Source organism: Mesorhizobium sanjuanii, assembly GCF_002529485.1.
Lineage (GTDB): Bacteria > Pseudomonadota > Alphaproteobacteria > Rhizobiales > Rhizobiaceae > Mesorhizobium > Mesorhizobium sanjuanii.
Genome location: NZ_NWQG01000112.1, coordinates 1 through 21,644 on the forward strand (window position 1 = coordinate 1; position 21,644 = coordinate 21,644).

Sequence of the window (21,644 nt, forward strand, 5' to 3'; positions counted from 1 at the left end):
CCACCCGCCGGCAGGTTCGTCGGGGATCAGGCCTTCATCAGGCCTTCGAGCTTCTTGGCGATATCGCCGACGGTCGCCTTGGCCTCCTCGCCGTTGAGGACGACGCGCTGCACCAGCTCGGCGATGACGTTGGAGGCGATGATCTCGTTCGCCTTGAGGTTGGGCTTGTGCTTGTCGGTCTCGTAGCCGAGATTCTTGCCGGCCGCGGCCGCGCCTGCCATCAGGGTCACCTCGGCCTTGTATTTCTGGATGATCGGATCGGCGAGGTAGGTGGGATCCTCGGCGATGGTCTTGAGCACCGGCAGCACATGGCCCGGCGCCGCCAAAAGCTGCGGTATGTAGCCCTTCGGCTCAAACAGGAAGGCCGCGAAGGCCTTGGTCTCGCCCATGTTGGCGATATCCTTGGGGATGAACACCGAGGGGAAGTCGTTGAAGGTCCAGCTCGCCACATCCTTGGAGATCGTCGGATAGGTCACGCAGGTGACGCTGTCGGCGATAGCGGGGTTCTGGCTGGTGACGTTGGCCAGCACGCGCCCGGCATAAATGCCTGTCGCCGTGGCGCCCGAGACGAAGGCGGTCAGGCTTTCGCCCCAGCTGTAGTTGGTGGCGCCCGGCGGGCAGAATTCGCGCATCGACTTGTAGAATTCGAGCGCGTCATAGGTCGGCTGGCTGTCGATCGCCACGGCAAGATCGGGCGAGAAGATCTGCCCGCCGGCACGGTGGATGAAGCCGATGAAGATCAGCGAGGTCATCGAGTTGAGGCCGTAGGGCAGCGGCGCTCCGAAAATGCCGCCGCCCTGCATCTTCTGGCAGGCGGTGCGCAACTCGTCCCAGGTCGTCGGCGCCTTGTCGACGCCAGCCTTCTGCATCAGGTCCTTGCGCAGCCACAGCATGTCGGCGGCCGTGTTGCCGATCGCCGTGCCGCAATAATGGCCGTCGGCGGTCTTGTAGACGTCGTTGGCGCCCGGGAAATACTTGTCCTCGCCGATCGCCTTGATGACGTCGTCCATCGGCTCGAGCAGCCCCTGTCCGTAATAGTTTTGCGCCGCGAAGGAGGGCAGGTGCGTGACGATGTTGGGCAGCTGCTTGGAAGCGAAAGCCGCCGCGAGCTGGGCCGGATAGCCCTCGTCCGAGGTCGGTTCGAAGGCGATCTTCACGCCGGGATGGGCGGCCTCGAATGTGGCGATCTGGGTCTGGTACATTTTGAGCTGGTCCGGCGAAGCTTGCGGCGACCACCAGCGCAGCGTGACCGGATCGGCGGCTCGGGCGCGGCCGGTCAGCGGCAGCGACAAGCCCGCCGCCAGACCCGCCGTGCCAAGGCCCTGGAGAACCGAGCGGCGTGAAATGCCGGACATGAGCGTTTTGCGGAGCCAGATACTGTTCGAATCCCCGATACTGTTCGAATCCATTGTATTCCCCTCTTGTTGGAGCGCGGTCATTTCATTCGCTATGCGCACGCATGTCCGCTATTGTGACACTCGTTTTCCAAACTTGGCAAGCGGAAAACTGGAAAAATCGGGCATCATCGTCATTTGAGCGCACGCTTCCTTCCTGCCCGTCGCTCAGGCTGTGATCGGAGCGAGACAGCCTGCTGGGGCAAGTCGATGAATCTTGCGAACATTTGTTCGCAAACGGTGACAAACAAAATTTCGCGAGATACCGTGCCCGGCGTTTCGCACCCGCCAAGGAAATGGACATGCATGCACTTCAGGATCCGTCGCTTCTTCGTCAGGCCTATTTCACCAACGGCCGCTGGGAGACGGAAGGCGAGGGCTCGATCCTCGTGACCAATCCCGCGACTGGCGCGGCGGTTGGCTCGGTGCCCAAGGCAAGCCGCGAGGCGACGAGAGCGGCCATCGTTGCCGCGCAGGCAGCATTGCCGGCCTGGTCCGCCCGCCCCGCCAAGGAGCGCGCCGCCGTTCTGCGCCGCTGGTATGACCTGATCGTCGCCAATGCCGACGATCTGGCGCGCATCCTCACCGCCGAACAGGGCAAGCCCTTCCTCGAGGCGCGCGGCGAGATCCTCTATGGCGCCGCCTTCTTCGAATGGTTCGCCGAGGAGGCCAAGCGCGTCGCCGGAGAGGTCTTTCCGGCTCCCACCGCCGACAAGCGCATGATGGCCATCCGCCAGCCGATCGGCGTCTGCGCGGCGATCACGCCGTGGAATTTCCCGATGGCCATGATCCCGCGCAAGGCCGGACCTGCCATCGCCGCCGGCTGCACCATGGTGCTGAAGCCGGCAAGCGCCACGCCGTTCTCCGCGCTTGCGCTGGCCGTGCTGGCCGAGCGGGCCGGGCTGCCGGCCGGTGTCTTCAGCGTCGTCACCGGTGCCGCCTCGGTCGTCGGCGAGGAACTCGTCACCAGCCCCATCGTGCGCAAGATAACCTTCACCGGTTCCACCGAAGTCGGCCGCGAATTGATGGCCAAGGCCGCCGGAACCATCAAGAAGGTCTCGCTGGAACTGGGCGGCAACGCGCCGCTGATCGTGTTCGACGACGCCTCGCTGGAGACGGCGGTGCAGGGGGCGCTCGCCTCGAAATTCCGCAATGCCGGCCAGACCTGCGTCTGCGCCAACCGGATCTATGTCCAGGACGGCATCTATGACGCCTTTGTCGAACGTTTCGCCGAGGTGGTCGCCGCCCTCAGGATCGGCGACGGCATGGAGCAAGGCATCGAGCAGGGCCCGCTGATCGACGACGCGGCCGTCGCCAAGGTCGAGGACCATGTCGCGGATGCTCTCGCCAAGGGCGCCCGTATCGTCACCGGCGGCAAGCGTCACCGGCTCGGCGGCAATTTCTACGAGCCGACAATTCTCGCCGACGCAACGCCGCAAATGCGTATCTCGCGTGAAGAAACATTCGGTCCGGTCGCGCCGATCTTCCACTTTGCTGAGGAAAAGGAAGTAATAGCTCTGGCAAACGATACCGAATTCGGGCTTGCTGCCTACTTCTTCACGCGCGATCTGGCGCGCGCCTGGCGTGTGGGTGAAGCGCTCGAATTCGGTATTGTTGGCATCAACGCCGGAATTACTGCATATGAGGGCGCGCCCTTCGGGGGCGTCAAGGCGTCGGGCATCGGTCGCGAGGGATCCCGGCACGGAATTGAAGAATTCCTCGAGCTTAAATATCTATGTCTGGGTGATATGAACTGATGAGCGCCTCCGACGTGAACGACGATCTTCTGGCACGGGACGAACCTGCCGGCTTTGCCGACGCCCCTGCCGACCTCAACGACCGCGACCATGTGAACTCGCTGGCCCGCGGCCTCGAGGTGATCAAGGTCTTTTCGCGGCGCACGCCCAAAATGACGCTCAGCGAAGTCGCGCAGGCGACGGGCATGACCCGCGCCACCGTCCGCAGGTTTCTGCTGACCCTGGTGCGGGAAGGCTATGTCGAGACCAATGGCAAGCATTTCAACCTGCGCCCGAAGATCCTCGAGCTCGGCTTTTCCGCGCTGTCCTCTATGGACATATGGGACGTGGCGCAGCCGATCATGAACGCGCTTTCGGAGCGGCTGCAGGAATCCTGCTTTGCCGCCGTGCTCGACCATGACTCGGTGATCTATGTGGCGCGCGCCACCTCCAACCAGCGCGTCAGCGTCGGCATCAACATCGGCAGCCGTGTGCCGGCGCATTGCGTGTCGACCGGCCGGGTACTGCTGTCCGCGCTGCCGCCCGACCTTCTGCATCAATATCTCGACGAGATGACGCTGACGAAATTCACGCCCAACACCATCACCTCGAAGGTCCAGTTGCGCAGCCTGATCGACGAGGTCCGGCTCCAGGGTTGGTCGATCGTCGACCAGGAACTGGAGGTCGGGCTGCGCTCGCTTTCGGTGCCGATCCGCGACGGGCAGGGCAAGATCGTCGCCGCCCTCAATGTCTGCTGCCCAAGCATGCGCATAACGCCCGAAGATATGCGCACCCGTGTGCTGGCCGAAGCGCTGGAAGCCTCCAACAACATCACCCGGGCCTTGCAGATCTAAGGTCTTAGGATGAAGTCCCCGAGAACGTCGAACGACTACCTGTAGGCCACGTCGAAAGCGCTTGCTCGGCAACAGCCTCCAGCCTGTCGCGGCTAAAGCCGGCTTTGGCCTGCACCGCCATGCCGTGCGAGACAGCCATAACGAATGCCGCAAGGGCATCAGGTTTGGCGGTCCCTGGCAAGTCGCCCTCGGCCTTGGCCCGTTCGAAGCGTTCACGAAGCTGCGTCTCACCAGCCGCGCGAGCATCTATCAACGCTTGTCGCACAGGTTCCGCTTCATCCGATCCCGCCAGCACCCCGTTGATACCGAGACACCCGGTATGGCCGGGGTAACGTGTATGGAGGGCGGCCGCACTGTACAGGATGTGCGCGGCAACTTCCCGCGCTGTCGGCAGCTGAAGCGCCTCCGGGATGAAGTCCATATATCGCTCGTAGTAGCGAGCCAGGGCGCGGCGGAAGAGCGCTTCCTTGTTGCCAAATGCGGAATAGAGGGCAGGCCTCTCCACGCCGGCGGCCTCGGTCAGGTCAGCGTAGGAAGCGCCCTCGTAACCTTTACGCCAGAAGACGCATAGCGCGGCGTCGAGCGCTTTCTCCACGTCAAATTCGCGATGGCGCCCCATCAGCGCAACCCAGCCTTTTTCATAATGGCCATTACTAAACCACTTGACAGCCCCTGTCCATATTTCATACCAATCGTTATCGTAATAGTCATTACGTTAACCCGACATTGTGGCTCGCCAAGATCGGGCGGCGCTCCAATGGCGCATGGAAAGGATTCACATGTCGAACATATTGAAGGGCAAGGTTGCCCTCGTGACCGGCGGCTCGCGCGGGCTCGGCGCTGCTATTGCTGAGGCACTTGCCGATCAGGGGGCGGACGTCGCGATCAGCTACGTCGCGTCGGCCGAGAAGGCGCAAGCCGTGGTCGAGAAGCTGAAGGCGAAGGGCGTCCGCGCTCTCGCGTTCCAGAGCGACCAGGCCGACACGGCCGCGGCCAAGCCGCTGGTCGATAATTTGGTGGCGCACTTCGGCAGGCTCGATATCCTCGTCAACAATGCGGCGATCGCCGTGCAGGGCAGGACGGTCGACGATCCCGATCTCGACACGGTCAATCTCGATCGCCAGTGGCAGATCAACGTCATGGGCGCGGTGGCGACCACGCGCGCGGCAGCGCCGGCGCTGTCGGATGGCGGCCGGATCATCTTCATCGGCTCCGGCCTAGGCAGCCGTGTCCCGTTCCCGGGCGTGGCGGACTATGCAGGCACCAAGGCGGCGATCGCCGGGTACGCCAAGGGCGTCCAGCGCGATCTCGGCCTGCGCGCCATTACCGTATCCGTCGTGCAGCCGGGCATTATGCCGACCGACATGGCGTCGGCCGTAGCCGACAAGTTGCCCGAGGCGATTATGGATCTTCACGCAATCCGCCGGATCGCAACCCTGGAAGAGGTGGCGGCGACCGTTTGCTTCCTCGCAGGTCCGGACGCCGGCTACATCGGCGGTGGCGTCATCGACGTGGCCGGCGGCTTCCAGATCTGAGTGCCTAAAACCAGATCGGACTCTCAGCTGGCAATCAAGGATACAACGACCGGACGTTGGTGCAAAGTTGATCGCCGACCAGGTTCTGTCCGGCTTTGATCTCAAGGGAAGCGGTCTCCCACGGCGCCTCGTCGACTTCAGGTCGGGTCACGCCTGTAGAGATGAACGGGCCTGCGCGGCGCGCGTTTGATGACGCCTTTTGCCTCGAGGTCGAGCTGGACGGCTTTCAGCCACCATCCAGCCGTCTTGCCTTGCGGAAAGAGGTCGCCCGAAAGATGGGGCAGAAGCGCCTCTTTCGCTTCGGCCAGCTTCAGCCCCGGCGCCTCGCCCGGCAAGGCCGCCAGAAGCGCGTCGCGCATCGCTCCGTATTTCGCGCGATCGACGCGATAGGTCCGTCCCGGAATGTTGACGTTCTCGATTTCGATCTTGTCGTCAGGCATCGATCTTCCCCGCCACTTCGATCTTCGGATTGCGCAGTCCCATGGCCAGCCACGCTCCCAGAAGCTTCGCGTAGAAGGACACCGTATGGCTTTTCAAATTGGGGATGTCCTTCGGCAGATTGGAAGCATCGGCCAGGTCGCCAGTCATCGTTCGCATCTCGGCTTTCGGCCGCGTCCCGTCCGGCCAGAGGTGCAGATAGACGCTCAGCCAGTGCGCGCCCTTCAGTTCCAGGAAGACCGGCGTGCTGCAGCAGGTTGCGACGACACGGCGCGAGCCAGCATCGGCGGACAGCCGGAATTCGTGCAGATATTCAGCGCCGGACAGGATGCGGATCCGATCCTTGCGATACTCCGCACAAGGCGTCGCGCCGTAGGGTTTGAGGATATTCCTGGCGCCAGGCAGCGTCGCCAGACGACCGGCGGCGGCCCTGCAGCTGTTGCACAGACATTCTGACACGAGAATCGGTGCTCCCCGCACCTCGAGGCGTGTCCGTCCGCAGGCGCATCCGATCTCAGTGGTTCCGCTCATTTGCGTCCTCCTCCGTAACGTGAAACAGGTGCCGGATGTATCGGTCCAGATGGTCGAGGCTTTCCCGCGCCAGCGCGGGATCGTTTCCTGCCTTGGCCAGGACGAACCCGCCCTGGATGACGGCTTGCGTGTGCCGTGCGAGGCTTTCGGCTGTCCAGTCGCCGGCGATGCCGCGCTCCCGCCGCGCGGTCGCGATGTCGGCCTCAAGTGTCGCCGTATGGCCGAATATGCTGCGGCCACAGGCGTCGCGAATGTCGGGGGAACTTGCGTAGACCTCCTGCGCCATGGTTCCGACCAGGCAGGTAAACTCGGCCAGATCACCCATGATGATCGCCTTGCGGAAAGCCACATAGGCGAGAACGCGCTGGAGGGCATCGACCGGTTCGTGATACGGCGCGGCCGCGAAAAAACCTGATGTCGTCTCGGCCCAGAACTCGGCCGCGGCGACGCCGAGAGCCTCCTTGCTGCCAAAGTGATGAAAAAATGCCCCCTTGGTGACGGCGGCCGCGCCACAGAGGTCGTCGACCGAGGTGGCGGCGAAGCCCTTCGCGCGGATGATATCGCGCGCTGCTTCGAGGAGCCGGCTTCGCGCGCCGCCGCGTTCAGGGGACTGTTTGGTTGGTCTCGACATGTCACCAACATACCAGACAGTCGGTATGTGTCAACAGGCTGGCCTGGCTCATTCTGCAGCCAGGCGGAACCACTTGGGTCAGGCGGCCTCGAAACGGTCGGGAGAAAAGGGTGACACGTCCTCGTTCGGCTGGCGCCCGAGCATCATGTCGGCGACAAGCCTGGCCGAAAGCGGGCCGAGCGTGTAGCCGGCATCGCCTGGTATGGCCGCGAACAGCCCCGGCACCTGCCCGATCGGCCCGAGCACGCCCTTGCCGTCGACGGACGTGTTGATCCCGGCCCAGGTGCGGATGATCCTGAGCGGCGCGATCCGCGGCACGATATGCTGGGCCAGCGCCGCATTGGCGACCATGCTGGCGAGTTCGACGGTCGGATGCCGCCGCTCGCCGGCAAGCTGGGCCGGCCAGCCGCCGCCGATGACGATCTGGCCGGTACCGAACTGCTTGAGCGTGATCATCCGGTCGGCATGTTGGATGAGATGCCCGATCAGCGGCGCCGCTGCCTCGGTAATATTCATGTGCAGCGGTTCGGGTTCCGCCGGGATCGCAACGCCGAGTCCCGCCGCCAGCGCCTTGCTGCCGGAAGCGGCCGCCAGCACCGCGCGGCCGGCTTTGATCCGGCCATTTCCCGTCTCGATGATGAAGCGCTGCTGCTCGCGCCTGACCGGCCCGGCGCTCTCGCCCTCGATCAGCACCACGCCCTTTTCGATGATCCATCGACGGATCGCGGCGTTGGCGAGCAGCGGATTGAGCTTGCCCTCATTGGCGCAGATCTCGGCGCCGACCACAGCAGGCCCGAAATAGGGCGCGATGCGATCGAGTTCCGCACGATCGAGAACATCGACATCAAGCCCCAGTTCGCGCTCGCGCCTGGCCTTGAGCTTGAGGAAATCAAGCTGGTCGCGGCTCTCCGCGACCATCAGGCCGCCGGTCATCTTCAGGTCGAAATCCGCCCCGAGCCGCGCCTGCATGGCCTGCCAGAAGGCAACCGCCTTGGGATAGAGCGGAAGCTGGCGCTCCATGCCCGGCACGTTCTGGGGGTAGAGGCGCATGAAGCGGCTCTGCATCTGGACATGAAGACTGCCGGCATTGGCGTTCGAGCCGCCGATGCGCCCGTCATCGATCAAGGCGACGCCGACACCGTCCTCGGCCAGAAAGCCTGCAAGGCATGATCCGACGATGCCGCCGCCGATCACTGCAACATCGATGTCGCCGACGAGGGGGTGCGCGGCGCCAGTCATTTTCGGTCAGCCCAGACGCGCCAGGTCTTCGATCGCCACCGGCTTCACCGGCACGCGCGGCGCAAAACCGGTGAACTCATCGCGGGCGCGGCCGAAGCGTTCGGCAAGCAAGGCATCGAGCACCGGCGCGCAATAGCGCCCCTGGCAGCGCCCCATGCCGACGCGCGTGCGCCGCTTCACCGCGCCTATGAGCTGCATCTCCTCGGCTAACGCCTCCTCGATCTGGCCGAAAGTGACCTCCTCGCAGCGGCAGAGCAGCGTTTCCGGCGTCGCCAGCGTCGCCGAATAGGCGGGCGCCGCGTAAAGCGTCCACAGCGCCTGCTGGAAGCGCCTGTGCCTTGCCAGATCGGATCGGGCGCGCCGCGCCTCGGCATCGAGGCCGGCGGACAGCGGGTGTCCCAGCGCGCGTGCCGCGGCAATTCCGACCAGCACGCCATCGGCAAGTGCTGCCCGCGCGCCGCCAAGGCCGGTGCAGTCGCCCAGCGCGTAGACACCGGCCACATCCGTCAATCCGTCCGCGTCGCGGCGCGTCACCAATTGGCGCCGGACCGGATCGAAATCATGCCCGCAGCCCAGCGCCCGCAACAGTTCGTTAGACGGCTCGAAGCCATAGCCGAGGCAGAGCGCGTCGACCTCATGGCGCACCTCCTCGCCACGGCCCGCGGCCGGCTGAAGTTTTACGCTGAGGCCTGTCGCCGTCTTTTCGACCCCGGCGACGATGGTGCCGTAGAGCATCGCCGCACCGCCGGAGCGCCGGATGGCGTGATAGCGCAGGCCATCGCGGATCAGCGCCGGCGATGCCAGCGCCATGCTGGCCAGCGCACCCACCTTGGCGACACTCGGCCGTTGCGCCGCTTCCACCACAGCCACGACCCTGGCGCCACCTTCGATAAGCTCGGCTGCAAGCTGAAGATTGAGGGGCCCGTTGCCGGCGATGAGCACGGTCTTGCCCGGCAGGCGGCGCGCCGTTCGCCACAAGGTCTGCGCAGCACCCGTGGTCATCACGCCCGGCAGCGTCCAGCCCGGCACCGGCCACCCCCGTTCATAGGCGCCGGTGGCGACGATCGCCGCCTTGGGCAGCAGGCGCAGCATCCGTCCTTCGACGGTCGCCGCATATTCGTTGGGCTCGAAGGCGCCCCACACCATGACGCCGGACTTGATTTCGACACCGAGCCCGACAGCCGTTTCGATCAGCGCCGCCCCCTCGCGATGCTGCGCGTCGGGCGCGGATACCCCCTCGGCGCCGACGCTCAATTGCTTGAAATACTGGCCGCCGGCCTGGCTGCGTTCGTCGACGACAAGAACCTCGGCTCCCGCCTTCCGGGCGGCAATCGCGGCGGAAAGACCGCCCGGTCCGGCGCCGATGACGAGCAGCTCGGGCGTGCTGACCTCGACATCCCCGATGGTGACGGGCGGATGGCCCTGTCCGGCTGGCGTCAGCGGACGGGCATGGGCCTCGCGGCGAACGGTGAGCGGCCGGTCGACCTTGGTCATGCAGGCGCGCTGGTTGGGTTTGCCGTCGATCTCGACAAGGCAATCCTGGCAGACGCCCATGCCGCAGAACAGGCCGCGTTCCGCCGCGCACCGCGTCGTGCGAAAAACGTTGACGCCATGGGCGGTGAGGGCTGCCGCCAGGCTTTCACCCGGGCGGGCCTCCACGCGAGCGCCTTCGAAATCGATGGTGATGGTGCCGGTCATGCTTCAAGCTCGGTCTTGCGGTGGCGAACAATGCTCATGAGGCGGCGGTCCCGCCAGGCGACGCGCTCGGCCCATCGGTCCAGCGGCAACAGCGTCCGGCGCTGCGCGGCGACCTTTTCGACCAGATCCGGCGTCCACGGGTCGTTCTGCCCTCGCTCCGCGCCCATGCGCTGATAGGCCGGTCCCATCTTCTGCGCATGCGAGGCAATGCCGCCCTGCGTGTTGAGGTCGACCGTCTCGAACGGCCCGATCACCGACCAGCGCAGGCCGAGCCCGTCGCGCACGATGCGATCGACGTCCTCGACGGAAACGACACCGTCGCGCACCAGGCAATAGGCCTCGCGCAGCAAGGCGCCCTGAAGACGGTTGAACACGAAACCCTCGACCTCCTTGCGCACGAGAACCGGCGTCAGGCCGGCGCCGGCAAGAAGTTCTTGTGTAAACGCAATGGTCGCCTCGCTGGTGAAGGGAGCGGGCACGACCTCCGCGACCGGAATGAGGAAAGGCGGATTGCCGGGATGAACGACCAGCATCCGCGCCCGGCCCGGCAGGTCGGCGGCGTAGGCCGAGGCGGTGATCGCGGAAGAAGCGCTGGCCAGCACGGCTTCCGCCGGCGCCAGCCGGTCGAGTTCGGCAAACAGCGTCTGCTTCAGGGCAAGCTGTTCTGGCGCGCATTCCTGCACATAGGCGGCGTCCGCGACAGCGTCGGAAAGGCTGGCGACAATGGCGATCCGGCTCAGGATGGCGTCGGCCGGCTCGTCAAGCAGGCCGTAGCTGCTGAGATCATCAAGCCTTGCCTGCAGGATCTGCGCGATGGACTGGCGTCTTGTCGCGTCGGGCTCGTTGAGGCGCACCACATGCCCGGCGCGGGCGAAGACGATGGCAAAGGCGACACCGATGCTGCCGCCGCCGATAACCGCGACGGATGTCCTCTGAGGCGCGGAATCGGAAGCGGGTGCTGTCATCAAGTAAACCGTGGGACTATGAAAAGCGACGGGAGGGCGGAGCAATCGTTGCGTTCGCATTGCGAACTTGTGTACACAGATTTACACTGCCCCGAATATTCCGCAAGCCGTTGGGCTGCGAGTTCTACAACCAAGCGACGGGAAGCCATGTCTCCACTCCTCGACGGCCGTATTGCCTTGATCACCGGCGGATCGCGCGGTCTCGGCCTCGCCATCGCCGAGCGCTTCGCCGCCGAAGGGGCAGTCGGCCATGCGCTCGATCTTGCGCAAACCAGCGCGGGCGCGCGAATGCCTGCCGGCTTCAGCGCCACCGCCGTCGATGTCGGCGACGAGACGACGATTGCAGCGGCCATGCAAGCGGCTCTGCGCGAACACGGCCGCCTCGATGTCGTCGTTGCCAATGCCGGCCTCGTCCCGCCCTGGCGGGAAACGGAAGGCCTCGACATGGCCGAATGGGACCGCGTCATGGCGGTCAATGTGCGCGGTGTCGCCGCCACGATCAAGCACGCCACGCCGGCGATGAAGGCGAGCGGCGGCGCCATCATCGTCATGGCTTCCATCAACGCCTACCTCGCTCATCCCCGGCAGATGCTCTACACCGCCTCCAAGCACGCCGTGCTCGGCATCATCCGGGCGGCGGCGCGCGACCTCGGCCGGTTCGGCATCAGGGTCAACGGCATCGCGCCCGGTCCGATCGCGACGGACGCCTTGCTCGAGCGAATCCGCACGCGGGCGCGAAATGGCGGCCCGCCGGAGCAGGAGGCTTTGGCGGCACTTGCCGCCGACAATGCGCTGGCGCGGCTGGCGACTTCAGACGAAGTCGCCAAGGCAGCACTTTTCCTGGCAAGCGACCTGGCCAGCGGCATCAGCGGGGAACTGCTTCCCGTCGATGCCGGCCTCGCCTGACCCAATCTGGACCATTGCGTCCCTGGAGCTGGAGCCCCTCATGCCGGATCTCGATGGCAAGACCATTCTCGTCACAGGCGCCTCCAAGGGCATCGGGGCGTCCATCGCCCGCATCGCCGGCGAGGCCGGCGCCTTTGTCATCGCCCATTATGGCTCCGATCTCCCCGGCGCCGAGGCTGCCCTGGCCACGGTGCCCGCCGAGCGAAAGCGCTTCGTCCAGGCCGATCTTCACGACCTCGATGCCGCCGAGAGATTGTGGGACGAGGCGCAGGCCTGGCGCGGCCGTATCGACGTCTTCGTCAACAATGCCGCCATCATGCGTTGGAACGGCGGCGTCGATGAAGACGACGAAACCTGGGACGCGGTCTGGGCCGAGACCTTGCAGGTCAACGTGCTGGCGCCGGCCCGCCTCGTGCGCCGGGCGGTCAAGCACTATCTCGCCAGCGGCGGCGGCATCCTCGTCACCATTTCGAGCTGGGGCGCGCAGCGCGGTGTGACCAATCCGGCAACGATGGCCTACGCCGCCTCCAAGGCGGCGGTGAAGGCGATGGCCCAGACAATTGCCCGGGCGCATGCCCGCGACAACATCCTCACCTACATCATCGCCCCCGGCGTGGTCGGCACGCAGATGTCAGAGGCGTTCGCGGCAACTCAGGGGGGCACGGAGAAGGTCTTTGCCGGCCTTGCCATGGGCGAATGGGTGCCGCCCGACGACATCGGCCATCTCGTCGCCTTCCTCGCCACCGGCAAGTCGCGGCACCTGTCCGGCGCCACGCTCGACGTCAATGGCGCGACCTACATCCGTTAGGATGTGCTGAGATTGAGGTGAGACCGGTCTGCAAATAGCGACTTCCTGCGCTTCGCCGCATTGATCCAGAAACCTTTTTCACCGTGTTGCTGCGGCGAACGCCGCCGCACGCCTGTCCTCAAAACGTGCTATTTGCGCACAAACGTTCGTATAACGTACATTTCTGTTGACCGGAAGCACGTGTTTTGCCAGCATGTGGATCGAAGGCTGGAGACAGAAGCGCATCAGCGCCAGGCGGCCTGTCAGAGGGAAACCATATGCCGGCGACGCCGGCGGAAGAGGACGATTTCATGCTGCGCAAACTTCTTTCCATCGCTTCCGCGGCGCTGATCGGCGGCGTCATGCTGGCCCAGACTGCGGACGCCCGTACGCTCGACCAGATCATTCAGGCCGGCACCATCCGCATCGGCGTCAATCCGAATTTCCCGCCGATGAGTTCGTACGGCAAGACCAACGAATTCGAAGGCTTCGACATCGATGTCGGCAACAAGATCGCCACCGCGCTCGGCGTGAAGGCCGAGTTCGTGCCGACGGAGACGGCGCAGCGCGTTCCGTATCTCGTGGCCGACCAGATCGACATTTCGCTCGGCGCGCTCACCCGCTCGGCCGAACGCGCCAAGCTGATCGATTTCACCGTGCCGCTGCACACGGAATCGATGGCGGTGCTCACCACCGACAAGAACAAGGCCGAGAAGTGGACCGACTTCAACAGCGACCAGTTCACGCTCGTCAACATGCGCGGCAACTGGTCGGTCGACTTCCTGAAAGAGAAGCTTCCCAACGCCAAGGTCCTGCTTGTCGAGACCAATGCCGACACCGTCCGCGCCATTGCCCAAGGGCGAGGCGATGCGCTCATCGAGAATGTCGACTTCTTCCTCGCCTTCACCAAAAGCTATCCCGATATCAAATGGCGCACGCTCAACGACACGATCTTCGTCAATTACGATGCGATCGGCGTGTCGAAAGGCAATGACGGCCTGCGGCAGTTCCTCAATGTCTTGCTCTACGACCTTCACTCCAGCAACTACGTCAACGACACCTGGCAGAAATGGTATGGCCAGCCGATGCTGAAGCCGATCGTTGCCAACCCGTACTTCTGAAAGCAGACACCCGGCTCACTCTTTTGATAAAGTGAGCCGGGTAGAGGCGTTGCGCGGCGGCCTGCGCGGCAGCGTGGAATACCCCGAGAGAGATGGAGGCCGCGGCAGTTGAATTACACATTCCAATTCGGCGTCGTCTTCGCTCAGCTGCCCTATCTGCTTGGCGGGGCATTGCTGACGCTCGAAGTGGCGTTTCTGTCCTTTTGGCTGGGCGCCGTGATCGGCCTCTTCGGGGCGCTGGGCAAGATGTATGGCGGCCGTGCGATACGCTGGCTGATCAACGCCTATGTCGTGTTCTTCACCAACACGCCGGCCCTGGTTCAGATCTTCTTCCTGTTCTATGCCTTGCCCGATGTCGGCGTCCTTCTGACGCCGATGACGGCTGTGGTCATCGGCATGACGTTGAATTCCGGCGCCTATCTCACCGACATCCTGCGCGCCGGCATCCTCTCCGTCCGCCGCGAGGAGATCGAGACGGCGCAGGTTCTGGGCATGTCAGGCCCGCAGATGGTGCGGTTCGTCATCCTGCCCCACATCGCCAAGACCATCTACGCGCCGCTCAGCAATTTCTTCATCTGGCTGGTGCTCGGCAGCTCCATGGCGGCTATCTTCGGTGTCGAGGAACTGACCGGTCGGGCGATCAACATCTCGACCCAGAACCTTCGCACCATCGAGACCTTTGCGGTCATAGCGGTGATCTATATCGCGCTGACCTTCATCGCCTCTATCGCGCTGGCACTGGTCGGACGCTGGGCCTTCCGCGTTCGGGCGAGGATCTTCTGATGTGGGACCGGATCGTCCAGGAAGCGCCCGACTTCTTCACCTATTACAACGCCATCTTCGTGCTTCAGGCGATGGGACGCACGCTTGGCCTGACCGTCATCGGTTGCGTCACCGGCTTCATCTTCGGCTTTGCCATCGCCGCCATAAGGTCGACGCGCGCGCGCGCCCTGTTGCCCTTGCGCCTTCTCGTCACACTCTATGTCGAGATTTTCAGGCGCATCCCTTTCCTGGTCATCCTGTTCATCGTCATGTTCGGCATCCAGGCCGTCAGCCGGGGCATATCGCTGTTCGCCATCGCGCTGATCTCGATCTGCATGGTGTCGACAGCCTTCATGTCCGAGATCATCCGCGCCGGCATGGAGTCCGTGCCGAAAATGCAGCGCGAGGCGGCGGAAGCGATGAATTTCGGTTTCATGCGCACGCTGCTTCTCATCATCCTGCCGCAGGCGTGGAAGGTGATCCTGCCGCCCGGCTTCGCCTTCATGGTGATGTTCATCAAGGACACCGCGCTCGTCTCGCAGATGGGCGTCGTCGAGCTTGCCTTCACCGGCAAGATGTTCGTCGGGCGCGGCTTTTCGCCCTTTCTTGTCTACGGAACCGTCCTTGCCGGCTATTTCGTGATGTCCTATCCGCTGAGCCGCCTCGGCGCCTATCTGGAGAACCGCCTTGCCACTTCTCGAAGCAGAGAATCTATCCAGCGCGTATGGACGGGTCCCGGTCCTGTCCAAAGTGAACCTGTCGGTGAACAAGGGTGAGGTGATCAGCCTTATCGGTCCCTCCGGTTCCGGCAAGAGCACCTTCCTGCGCGTGCTGATGGGGCTTTTGCCGCCGACGGCCGGCGAGGTGCGCATCGATGGCGGACGCATCGACTACCGCTCTCGGGCCCAGTTGCGGGCCATGCGCGACCGCATGGCGATCGTCTTCCAGCAGTATAATCTGTTCCAGAACATGGACGTGCTGCGCAACGTCACCATCGCGCCGATCAAGATCAAGAAACGCCCCAGGGCCGATGTCGAGCGCGAAGCCACTGCCCTTCTCCTGAAGGTCGGCTTGGCCGAGAAGCATCATGCCTATCCCGACGAGCTATCGGGCGGCCAGCAGCAACGCGTCGCGATCGCGCGGGCGCTCGCGCTGAAACCCGAGATCCTGCTGCTCGATGAAGTGACCGCAGCGCTCGATCCCGAGCTGGTCACCGAAGTGCTTGACACCATCCGCTCGCTGGCCAGCGAAGGCATCACCATGCTCATCGTCTCGCACGAAATGGCCTTCGTGCGCGAAGTCTCGACCCGTGTCGTCATGATGGACAAGGGGCAGATCGTCGAGATCGGCTCGCCGGTCGAGATCTTCGGCAGCCCGAAGGAAGCGCGCACCAGGGAGTTCGTCGGCAAGATACTTCGTCATTGAACCCTATTGTTTGGGCAGGAACGGCCTCAGATCGACATCCACCGGCGGCGTCGCGCCTTGCACCAGGCTGGCGACGATCCGGGCCGCGATCGGTCCGGCGGTGAAGCCCATCCAGGGAAAGAAATTGACGAAGAAACCCGGCATTCCGGGGATCTCGCCCAGGATCGGCTTCCAGTCGTCCGTGCCGTTGACGATCGCGGCCCAGGTGCGCACGATCCTGATGTCGGCAAGCGCTGGCACGACCTGGACTGCGACTGCGAGATTGCGCGCCAGCGAATCCGGATCGGCGACCGGGTTGCCATGGCGCCCGTAGCGCGCCGGCCAGCCGCCGCCGATGAGGATCGTGCCGGCGCCATTCTGCTTCAGCGTCAGCTTTTCGCCGGTGAAGTAGACGAGATGCGGCACCAGCGCGCCCACCTGTTCGGTCGCGCTGACCTGGATCGGAAAGCGTTGGACGTCGGCGAGATCGATGCCGAGCATCGCCGCAATGTCGGCGGTTTCGGCGCCGGCTGCGTCGACGATGCGCGCCGCCTTGAGAACGCCCTTGTTTGTCGCAACCGCAAAGCCGTCGCGCTCGCGCGCAATGGCCTCGACAGTGGTGTGGCGCAGGATCGTCGCGCCGGCGCGCTCGGCGGCGGTGGCAAAGGCAGGCGCAACCAGGAACGGATTGGCCTTGCCCTCGTCGGAGCAAAAGGCGCCGCCGACGATATGGTCGGCCAGGTAGGGTGCAAGGCTGTGCAATGCCGCGCGATCGAGGAGATCGATCTTGAGCCCCTGCTCGCGTTCGAACACAACCTTGCGTTCGATGTCCCGCATCTGTTGCGCGTTGGGTGCAACCAGGAGGCCGCCTTTCAGCGACACTTCGAGATCGACGCCGAGAACTCTCGGCAGGTCGCGCCACATTTCGATCGAACGCGACAAAAGGCCGATCGTCGGCGAAAAAATGCGCGCCCAATCCTCGCCCTTGTTGATGAAGGGATCATGCGGGATCTGCGCATGCAGGCTGCCGGCATTGGACCCCGAAGCCAGCGTGTTGAGATCCGAGCGCTCGACCAGGGTGACCGGCACGCCATCGGTGGCCAGGTAATAGGCGGTCGCGCATCCGGTCAGCCCGCCGCCAATCACGATCACGTCCGACATAGAGGCCCCACAAGAGAAATCACGAACTGCTTGCCTACATTAATTCGTTCGCTATAGTAACAATCGTTCGCTGTGTGAACGCACCTTTTGCTGTGGAGCCTGATATTGGACGCACCGCCGGCGAGGTGCCGCCATCCGCGTTCAGCCTATGCCCATCGACCGATTTTCGTACCAACCATCAGCGTCCCAGCTCAACCTCCCAATTCGGAAGACCCTCATGGCCAAGCAGTTCCGCGGCAGTCACACCGTCACCGTCACGCCCTTTACGCCGGATGGCGGTGACATCGACGAAGCGGCGCTCAAGCGTTTTCTCGACTGGCAGATCGCCTGTGGCGTGCCAGGAGTTATCATCCTTGGCACGACGGGGGAATTCCTGACCGTCAGCGACGACGAGCGCCAACGTTATGTGGAGGCGACCGTCAAACATGTTGCCGGTCGCATGCAGGTCATGGTCGGCACGATGAATGCCTATACGCCAAACGCCGTGCGCTACAGCAAGGAGGCCGAGGCGCTCGGCGCCGACGGGCTGATGATCGCCCCGCCCTATTATTATACCCCCACGCATGACGAGATCTTCAACTACTACAAGGCCATCTCGGAAGCGGTGACGATCCCGATCATGCTCTACAACAATCCGGTAACGACGAATGTCGATATGCCGGCCAAGCTCGTGGCCAAGTTGACCAAGGCCTTCGAGAATGTGCGCTATATCAAGGAAGCGAGCATGAATGTCGGCCGCGTCTTCGACATCGTCGAACTGACCGAAGGCGTGATGAACGTCTTCGCCGGCGAGCGGATCGTCGAGAGTTACCGCCTCGGCGCCGTCGGCTATGTGAACCCCTATGGCAACTACATTCCGCGCGCCTCGTCGCGCATCTGGGATTTCCTCGTTGCCGGACGCCTCGAGGATGCCCAGGCCATCCAGGCCCTGATCAACAGGATGGACCATATCATCGCCGAAGGCCATCCGACCTATGGCCATCAATGCTACTCCAAGGCCCTGGCTGCGGCGGCCGGCTACCCCGTCGGCGACGTGCGCGCGCCGCTGACGAAATTTGCCGAGCTCGGCGCTGAAGGCGTATCGCGGCGCGAAAAGCTGGTGGCGATCATGGGTGAACTCGATGTGCTGATGGACCGGCTGCAGGCCAAGGCCGCCTGACGATATCCATCGGCATTTGCCTCCTCGGAGCGGTCGCGGACGATCAGGTCGGCGATCGCCTCCACAGCAATGGCATCCTGGCCTTGATCGCCAAGGCGAGGGCCGTTTCGTGCCTGCCTCTTCGATCCAATCCGTCCGCATGGCGCACAAAAAGTCTTAAATCGAACCTTCTGCTGGCCAAGGGCGATAGGCGCATGTACGTTCGGATGTCGCACGTGGCGGAGGGTGTATGGATTCGGGACTGCGCATCCGTGATGGAGATCTGATCGCCGGCTTCGTCAAGGGTCTGTCGGTGATCGAGACCTTCGACCAGCAGCGGCACAAGCTCAGCATTGCCGATGTCGCCCGTCTGACCGGGCTCGAACGGGCATCGGCGCGCCGTTGCCTTTTGACGCTCGTCCATGGCGGCTATGCCGAGTTCGACGGCAAGTTCTTCCGGCTGACGCCGCGCGTTCTCAAGCTGGGCTATGCCTATCTGTCCTCGACGCCCTTGCCCGGCATCATCCAGCCTTATCTCGAGCAGCTCTCCGAGGCGATCCACGAATCCTCGTCGGCGTCCATTCTCGACGCCAGCGAGATCGTCTATGTGGCCCGTTCGGCGCAGCGGCGCGTCATGCTCATCGGATTGAATGTCGGCAGCCGCCTGCCGGCCTATTGCGCCTCGATGGGACGCGTCCTGCTGGCGGCGCTGCCCGAGGACCAGGCCCGCCGCCGGTTGGAGGCGACCAAACGCGAAAAGCTGACGCCGAAGACCCTGACCGGGATCGGCGAGCTGATGAAGGAACTCGGCCGCGTCCGCAGCCAGGGCTATGCTCTGATGGACGAGGAACTCGAGATCGGCTTGCGCTCGATCGCGGTGCCGATCTTCGACAGCCGCGGCAGCGTCGTCGCCGCGGCCAATGTCGGCGTGCAGGCCTCGCGCATGTCGTCCGAGATGTTGATCAGCGACGTGCTGCCCCGCCTGCTCGCCCTGCAGGTCGAATTGAGGAAGCTGCTGGGCTGACGGGGCCAGGGACGATCAGAAACCGCTTCAAACTGCGCGACCGCCGCGATACGGTCGAAACCATGTCTCAATCCACAGCCTTCACGGCCCGCCGCGATCAGATGTTCCCCACGCTTGGTGAGGCCGACATCGAGCGCATGCGCCGTTTCGGGGAGGCCAGTTCCTACGCCGCGGGCGAGCTCATCGTCAAAGCCGGCAACGTGGCGCCGGGCCTGATCGTCGTCCTGTCGGGCAAGGTGGACATTACGCAGAGTGGCCTCGGCCGGCGCGAGATAATCGTTACCCACGAGGCGGGCAGCTTCGTCGGCGAACTGGCGCAGCTTTCGGCCCGCCCCTCGCTGGTCAACGCGGAGGCGATCGAGCCGGTGCAGGCGTTCGTTATCGCCTCGCAAAGGTTGCGCGATCTGATGGTGCAGGAGGCCAATCTCGGCGAGCGGATCATGCGGGCGCTGATCCTGCGCCGTGTCGGCCTGCTCGAAAGCGGCGCCAGCGGACCGATCATCATTGGCGCTCTCGACAGTGGCGACGTCTTGCGGCTGCAGGGTTTTCTGGCCCGCAGCGGTCAGCCCTACCGCGCGCTCGATGCCGAGACTGATCCATGCGCCAGAACCCTGGTCGAGCGCTTCCAGGTCGATCCCCACCACCTGCCGATCGTGCTCTGTCCGAACGGCAAGCTCCTGCACAATCCCGGCGAGAACGAGCTCGCCCGCTGCATCGGCCTGTTGCGGCCGATCGATGCCGGCAAGCTCTACGACGTGGCCATTGTCGGCGCCGGCCCGGCGGGGCTGGCGGCTTCGGTCTATGCGGCGTCCGAAGGCTTGTCGACGATCGTGCTCGACTGCCGTGCCTTCGGCGGACAGGCGGGCGCGTCGTCGCGCATCGAGAACTATCTCGGCTTCCCGACCGGCATTTCGGGAATGGCGCTGATGGCGCGCGCCTACAACCAGGCGCAGAAGTTCGGCGTCGAAATGGTCATACCCGACGAGGCCAGGCTGCTGAATGGTACGGCCGGCATGACCGGTTACACGCTTGATGTCGGCGATGGCGAGACCGTGCGGGCGCGCACCGTCGTGATCGCCAGCGGCGCGCGCTATCGCCGCCTCGATATCGCCAATTTGGCTGAGTTCGAGGGAACGTCCGTGCATTATTGGGCCTCGCCCATCGAAGCGCGGCTGTGCGCGGGGCAGGAAGTGGCGCTGGTCGGCGCCGGCAATTCGGCCGGCCAGGCGGCAGTCTATCTGGCCAGCCACGTCGGCAAGGTGTGGCTGCTGGCGCGCGGCAGCAGTCTGGATGCCAGCATGTCGCGCTATCTGGTCGAGCGCATCAGGGCGCAGCCCAACATCGAGGTGCTGACCGGGACGGAGATCGAGGCGCTGGACAGCCACGAGGGCAATCTTGCCACAGTGCGCTGGCGCGACCGCGAAAGCGGCGTGGCGACGACCCACCCGATCCGCCATCTCTTCCTGTTCATCGGCGCCGACCCGAACACCGACTGGCTCGCCAACTGCAACGTGGCGCTGGACGCCAGGGGCTTCGTTCGTACCGGGCCGGATATAGGACCGACACATGCCTTTCAGGAAACCAGCCGCAGCGGCGTGTTCGCTATCGGCGACGTGCGCGCCGGCTCGGTCAAACGCGTCGCGGCCGCCGTTGGCGAAGGCGCCCAGGTGGTAGCGGCACTGCACGCATATCTGGCGCAAGGCTAATGCATGTCGCCCAAAAGCATGTCCTCAGGCCTTGACCCGAGGGTGTGCAGCGGTTTTAGGGCAACGAGATGCATAAGACAAAGACTTAAAGCGCGTTGCGTGTGTCACACGCGACGCACCACGGCACCCGAACCGGTAAGGAGATTGTGATGGCGGATGAATGCAGACATGCAGGCGATATCAAGGATGTGACGCCGAGCGCGCTCGGCTGCGAGGAGTGCCTGAAGAGCGGTTCGCAATGGGTGCATCTGCGGCTATGCCGCACTTGCGGCCATGTCGGCTGCTGCGACGACTCGCCCAACCGCCACGCCACAAAACACTTCCACGCCACCCGCCATCCGCTCATCGAAGGCTACGACCCGCCGGAAGGCTGGGGCTGGTGCTATATCGACGAGGTCTTTCTGGACCTCGGCGACCGCACCACCCCGCAGAACGGCCCGATCCCAAGGTTTTATTGAGGGGTGCAGTCTGCGCCGTCTGTTCTTGCGCGAGACGTCAAGCAGCCGCCAGCCCGGGACGTCACCGTCGTGGCGGTCGACATCAAAACAGATGGCTCACACATCAGTTATTGACTATGACACATTTTAATGTAGGCTGCAGCGCGTAGAGTTCAT

Annotated in this window: 22 protein-coding genes; 13 read left to right on the forward strand and 9 right to left on the reverse strand. The window is 64.2% G+C overall.

The genetic code is table 11. The features are described from left to right. Nucleotides 1-26: 26 nt before the first annotated feature. Nucleotides 27-1,355: an ABC transporter substrate-binding protein gene (locus CN311_RS17965; protein WP_165779744.1), complete on the reverse strand. Its 1,329-nt coding sequence runs from the start codon at nucleotides 1,353-1,355 to the stop codon at nucleotides 27-29. Between the two features lie 341 nt (nucleotides 1,356-1,696). Between CN311_RS17965 and CN311_RS17970 the strand changes: the two genes are divergently transcribed. Both CN311_RS17970 and CN311_RS17975 read left to right on the forward strand, forming a co-directional pair. Next, nucleotides 1,697-3,151: an NAD-dependent succinate-semialdehyde dehydrogenase gene (locus tag CN311_RS17970; RefSeq protein WP_097575110.1), complete on the forward strand. Its 1,455-nt coding sequence runs from the start codon at nucleotides 1,697-1,699 to the stop codon at nucleotides 3,149-3,151. Further along, nucleotides 3,151-3,984, forward strand: coding sequence for an IclR family transcriptional regulator domain-containing protein (locus tag CN311_RS17975; RefSeq protein ID WP_097575089.1), 834 nt, complete (start codon nucleotides 3,151-3,153; stop codon nucleotides 3,982-3,984). The genes CN311_RS17970 and CN311_RS17975 overlap by 1 nt, the downstream gene beginning before the upstream one ends. A gap of 4 nt (nucleotides 3,985-3,988) precedes the next feature. Here the strand turns inward: CN311_RS17975 and CN311_RS17980 are convergent, their stop codons facing one another. Beyond that, a complete protein-coding gene (locus CN311_RS17980; protein ID WP_097575090.1) occupies nucleotides 3,989-4,603 on the reverse strand; it encodes a TetR/AcrR family transcriptional regulator in 615 nt (204 codons plus the stop codon). 160 nt (nucleotides 4,604-4,763) lie between these two features. On the opposite strand from CN311_RS17980, the gene CN311_RS17985 reads away from it, so the two are divergent. Further along, nucleotides 4,764-5,519, forward strand: coding sequence for an SDR family NAD(P)-dependent oxidoreductase (locus CN311_RS17985; protein WP_097575091.1), 756 nt, complete (start codon nucleotides 4,764-4,766; stop codon nucleotides 5,517-5,519). A 137-nt stretch (nucleotides 5,520-5,656) separates the two neighbouring features. On the opposite strand, the gene CN311_RS17990 is transcribed toward CN311_RS17985, so the two are convergent. The 6 genes from CN311_RS17990 to CN311_RS18015 all read right to left on the reverse strand — a co-directional run bounded on the left by CN311_RS17990 (nucleotide 5,657) and on the right by CN311_RS18015 (nucleotide 11,021). After that, complete coding sequence (locus tag CN311_RS17990) at nucleotides 5,657-5,959, reverse strand: DUF6958 family protein (RefSeq protein WP_097575092.1); 303 nt, start codon at nucleotides 5,957-5,959, stop codon at nucleotides 5,657-5,659. Beyond that, complete coding sequence (locus tag CN311_RS17995; RefSeq protein WP_097575093.1) at nucleotides 5,952-6,488, reverse strand: GFA family protein; 537 nt, start codon at nucleotides 6,486-6,488, stop codon at nucleotides 5,952-5,954. Before CN311_RS17995 ends, CN311_RS17990 begins: the two co-directional genes overlap by 8 nt. Further along, on the reverse strand, nucleotides 6,472-7,119 hold the full coding sequence (locus tag CN311_RS18000; protein ID WP_097575094.1) for a TetR/AcrR family transcriptional regulator: 648 nt from the start codon (nucleotides 7,117-7,119) through the stop codon (nucleotides 6,472-6,474). The genes CN311_RS17995 and CN311_RS18000 overlap by 17 nt, the downstream gene beginning before the upstream one ends. A gap of 78 nt (nucleotides 7,120-7,197) precedes the next feature. Next, nucleotides 7,198-8,358 carry an NAD(P)/FAD-dependent oxidoreductase gene (locus CN311_RS18005; RefSeq protein WP_097575095.1) on the reverse strand — a complete coding sequence of 387 codons (1,161 nt, stop codon included), beginning with the start codon at nucleotides 8,356-8,358 and terminating at the stop codon, nucleotides 7,198-7,200. 6 nt (nucleotides 8,359-8,364) lie between these two features. Beyond that, nucleotides 8,365-10,056 carry a 2Fe-2S iron-sulfur cluster-binding protein gene (locus CN311_RS18010; protein ID WP_097575096.1) on the reverse strand — a complete coding sequence of 564 codons (1,692 nt, stop codon included), beginning with the start codon at nucleotides 10,054-10,056 and terminating at the stop codon, nucleotides 8,365-8,367. Beyond that, nucleotides 10,053-11,021, reverse strand: coding sequence for a 3-hydroxyacyl-CoA dehydrogenase (locus CN311_RS18015; protein ID WP_097575097.1), 969 nt, complete (start codon nucleotides 11,019-11,021; stop codon nucleotides 10,053-10,055). Before CN311_RS18015 ends, CN311_RS18010 begins: the two co-directional genes overlap by 4 nt. 147 nt (nucleotides 11,022-11,168) lie before the next feature. On the opposite strand from CN311_RS18015, the gene CN311_RS18020 reads away from it, so the two are divergent. The 6 genes from CN311_RS18020 to CN311_RS18045 all read left to right on the forward strand — a co-directional run bounded on the left by CN311_RS18020 (nucleotide 11,169) and on the right by CN311_RS18045 (nucleotide 16,022). After that, a complete protein-coding gene (locus tag CN311_RS18020; RefSeq protein WP_165779741.1) occupies nucleotides 11,169-11,927 on the forward strand; it encodes an SDR family NAD(P)-dependent oxidoreductase in 759 nt (252 codons plus the stop codon). Nucleotides 11,928-11,967: 40 nt separating this feature from the next. Then, complete coding sequence (locus CN311_RS18025) at nucleotides 11,968-12,735, forward strand: SDR family NAD(P)-dependent oxidoreductase (RefSeq protein WP_165779742.1); 768 nt, start codon at nucleotides 11,968-11,970, stop codon at nucleotides 12,733-12,735. A gap of 257 nt (nucleotides 12,736-12,992) precedes the next feature. Beyond that, complete coding sequence (locus tag CN311_RS18030; RefSeq protein ID WP_097575099.1) at nucleotides 12,993-13,835, forward strand: transporter substrate-binding domain-containing protein; 843 nt, start codon at nucleotides 12,993-12,995, stop codon at nucleotides 13,833-13,835. 108 nt (nucleotides 13,836-13,943) lie between these two features. Then, nucleotides 13,944-14,618 carry an amino acid ABC transporter permease gene (locus tag CN311_RS18035; protein WP_097575100.1) on the forward strand — a complete coding sequence of 225 codons (675 nt, stop codon included), beginning with the start codon at nucleotides 13,944-13,946 and terminating at the stop codon, nucleotides 14,616-14,618. After that, complete coding sequence (locus tag CN311_RS18040; protein WP_097575112.1) at nucleotides 14,618-15,373, forward strand: amino acid ABC transporter permease; 756 nt, start codon at nucleotides 14,618-14,620, stop codon at nucleotides 15,371-15,373. The genes CN311_RS18035 and CN311_RS18040 overlap by 1 nt, the downstream gene beginning before the upstream one ends. Next, complete coding sequence (locus CN311_RS18045) at nucleotides 15,285-16,022, forward strand: amino acid ABC transporter ATP-binding protein (RefSeq protein ID WP_097575101.1); 738 nt, start codon at nucleotides 15,285-15,287, stop codon at nucleotides 16,020-16,022. Before CN311_RS18040 ends, CN311_RS18045 begins: the two co-directional genes overlap by 89 nt. Nucleotides 16,023-16,025: 3 nt before the next feature. Here CN311_RS18045 and CN311_RS18050 read toward each other — a convergent pair whose 3' ends face one another. After that, nucleotides 16,026-17,162 carry an NAD(P)/FAD-dependent oxidoreductase gene (locus CN311_RS18050; RefSeq protein ID WP_097575102.1) on the reverse strand — a complete coding sequence of 379 codons (1,137 nt, stop codon included), beginning with the start codon at nucleotides 17,160-17,162 and terminating at the stop codon, nucleotides 16,026-16,028. 217 nt (nucleotides 17,163-17,379) lie between these two features. Between CN311_RS18050 and CN311_RS18055 the strand changes: the two genes are divergently transcribed. The 4 genes from CN311_RS18055 to CN311_RS18070 all read left to right on the forward strand — a co-directional run bounded on the left by CN311_RS18055 (nucleotide 17,380) and on the right by CN311_RS18070 (nucleotide 21,488). Then, nucleotides 17,380-18,321 carry a dihydrodipicolinate synthase family protein gene (locus CN311_RS18055; RefSeq protein WP_165779743.1) on the forward strand — a complete coding sequence of 314 codons (942 nt, stop codon included), beginning with the start codon at nucleotides 17,380-17,382 and terminating at the stop codon, nucleotides 18,319-18,321. A gap of 247 nt (nucleotides 18,322-18,568) precedes the next feature. Then, nucleotides 18,569-19,324, forward strand: a complete 756-nt coding sequence (locus tag CN311_RS18060) for an IclR family transcriptional regulator domain-containing protein (RefSeq protein ID WP_097575113.1) — start codon at nucleotides 18,569-18,571, stop codon at nucleotides 19,322-19,324. Nucleotides 19,325-19,386: 62 nt separating this feature from the next. Continuing rightward, nucleotides 19,387-21,030 (forward strand): FAD-dependent oxidoreductase, encoded by a 1,644-nt coding sequence (locus CN311_RS18065; RefSeq protein ID WP_097575104.1) that lies wholly within the window; start codon nucleotides 19,387-19,389, stop codon nucleotides 21,028-21,030. Nucleotides 21,031-21,179: 149 nt separating this feature from the next. Then, nucleotides 21,180-21,488, forward strand: a complete 309-nt coding sequence (locus CN311_RS18070; protein ID WP_097575105.1) for a UBP-type zinc finger domain-containing protein — start codon at nucleotides 21,180-21,182, stop codon at nucleotides 21,486-21,488. Nucleotides 21,489-21,644 lie beyond the last annotated feature (156 nt).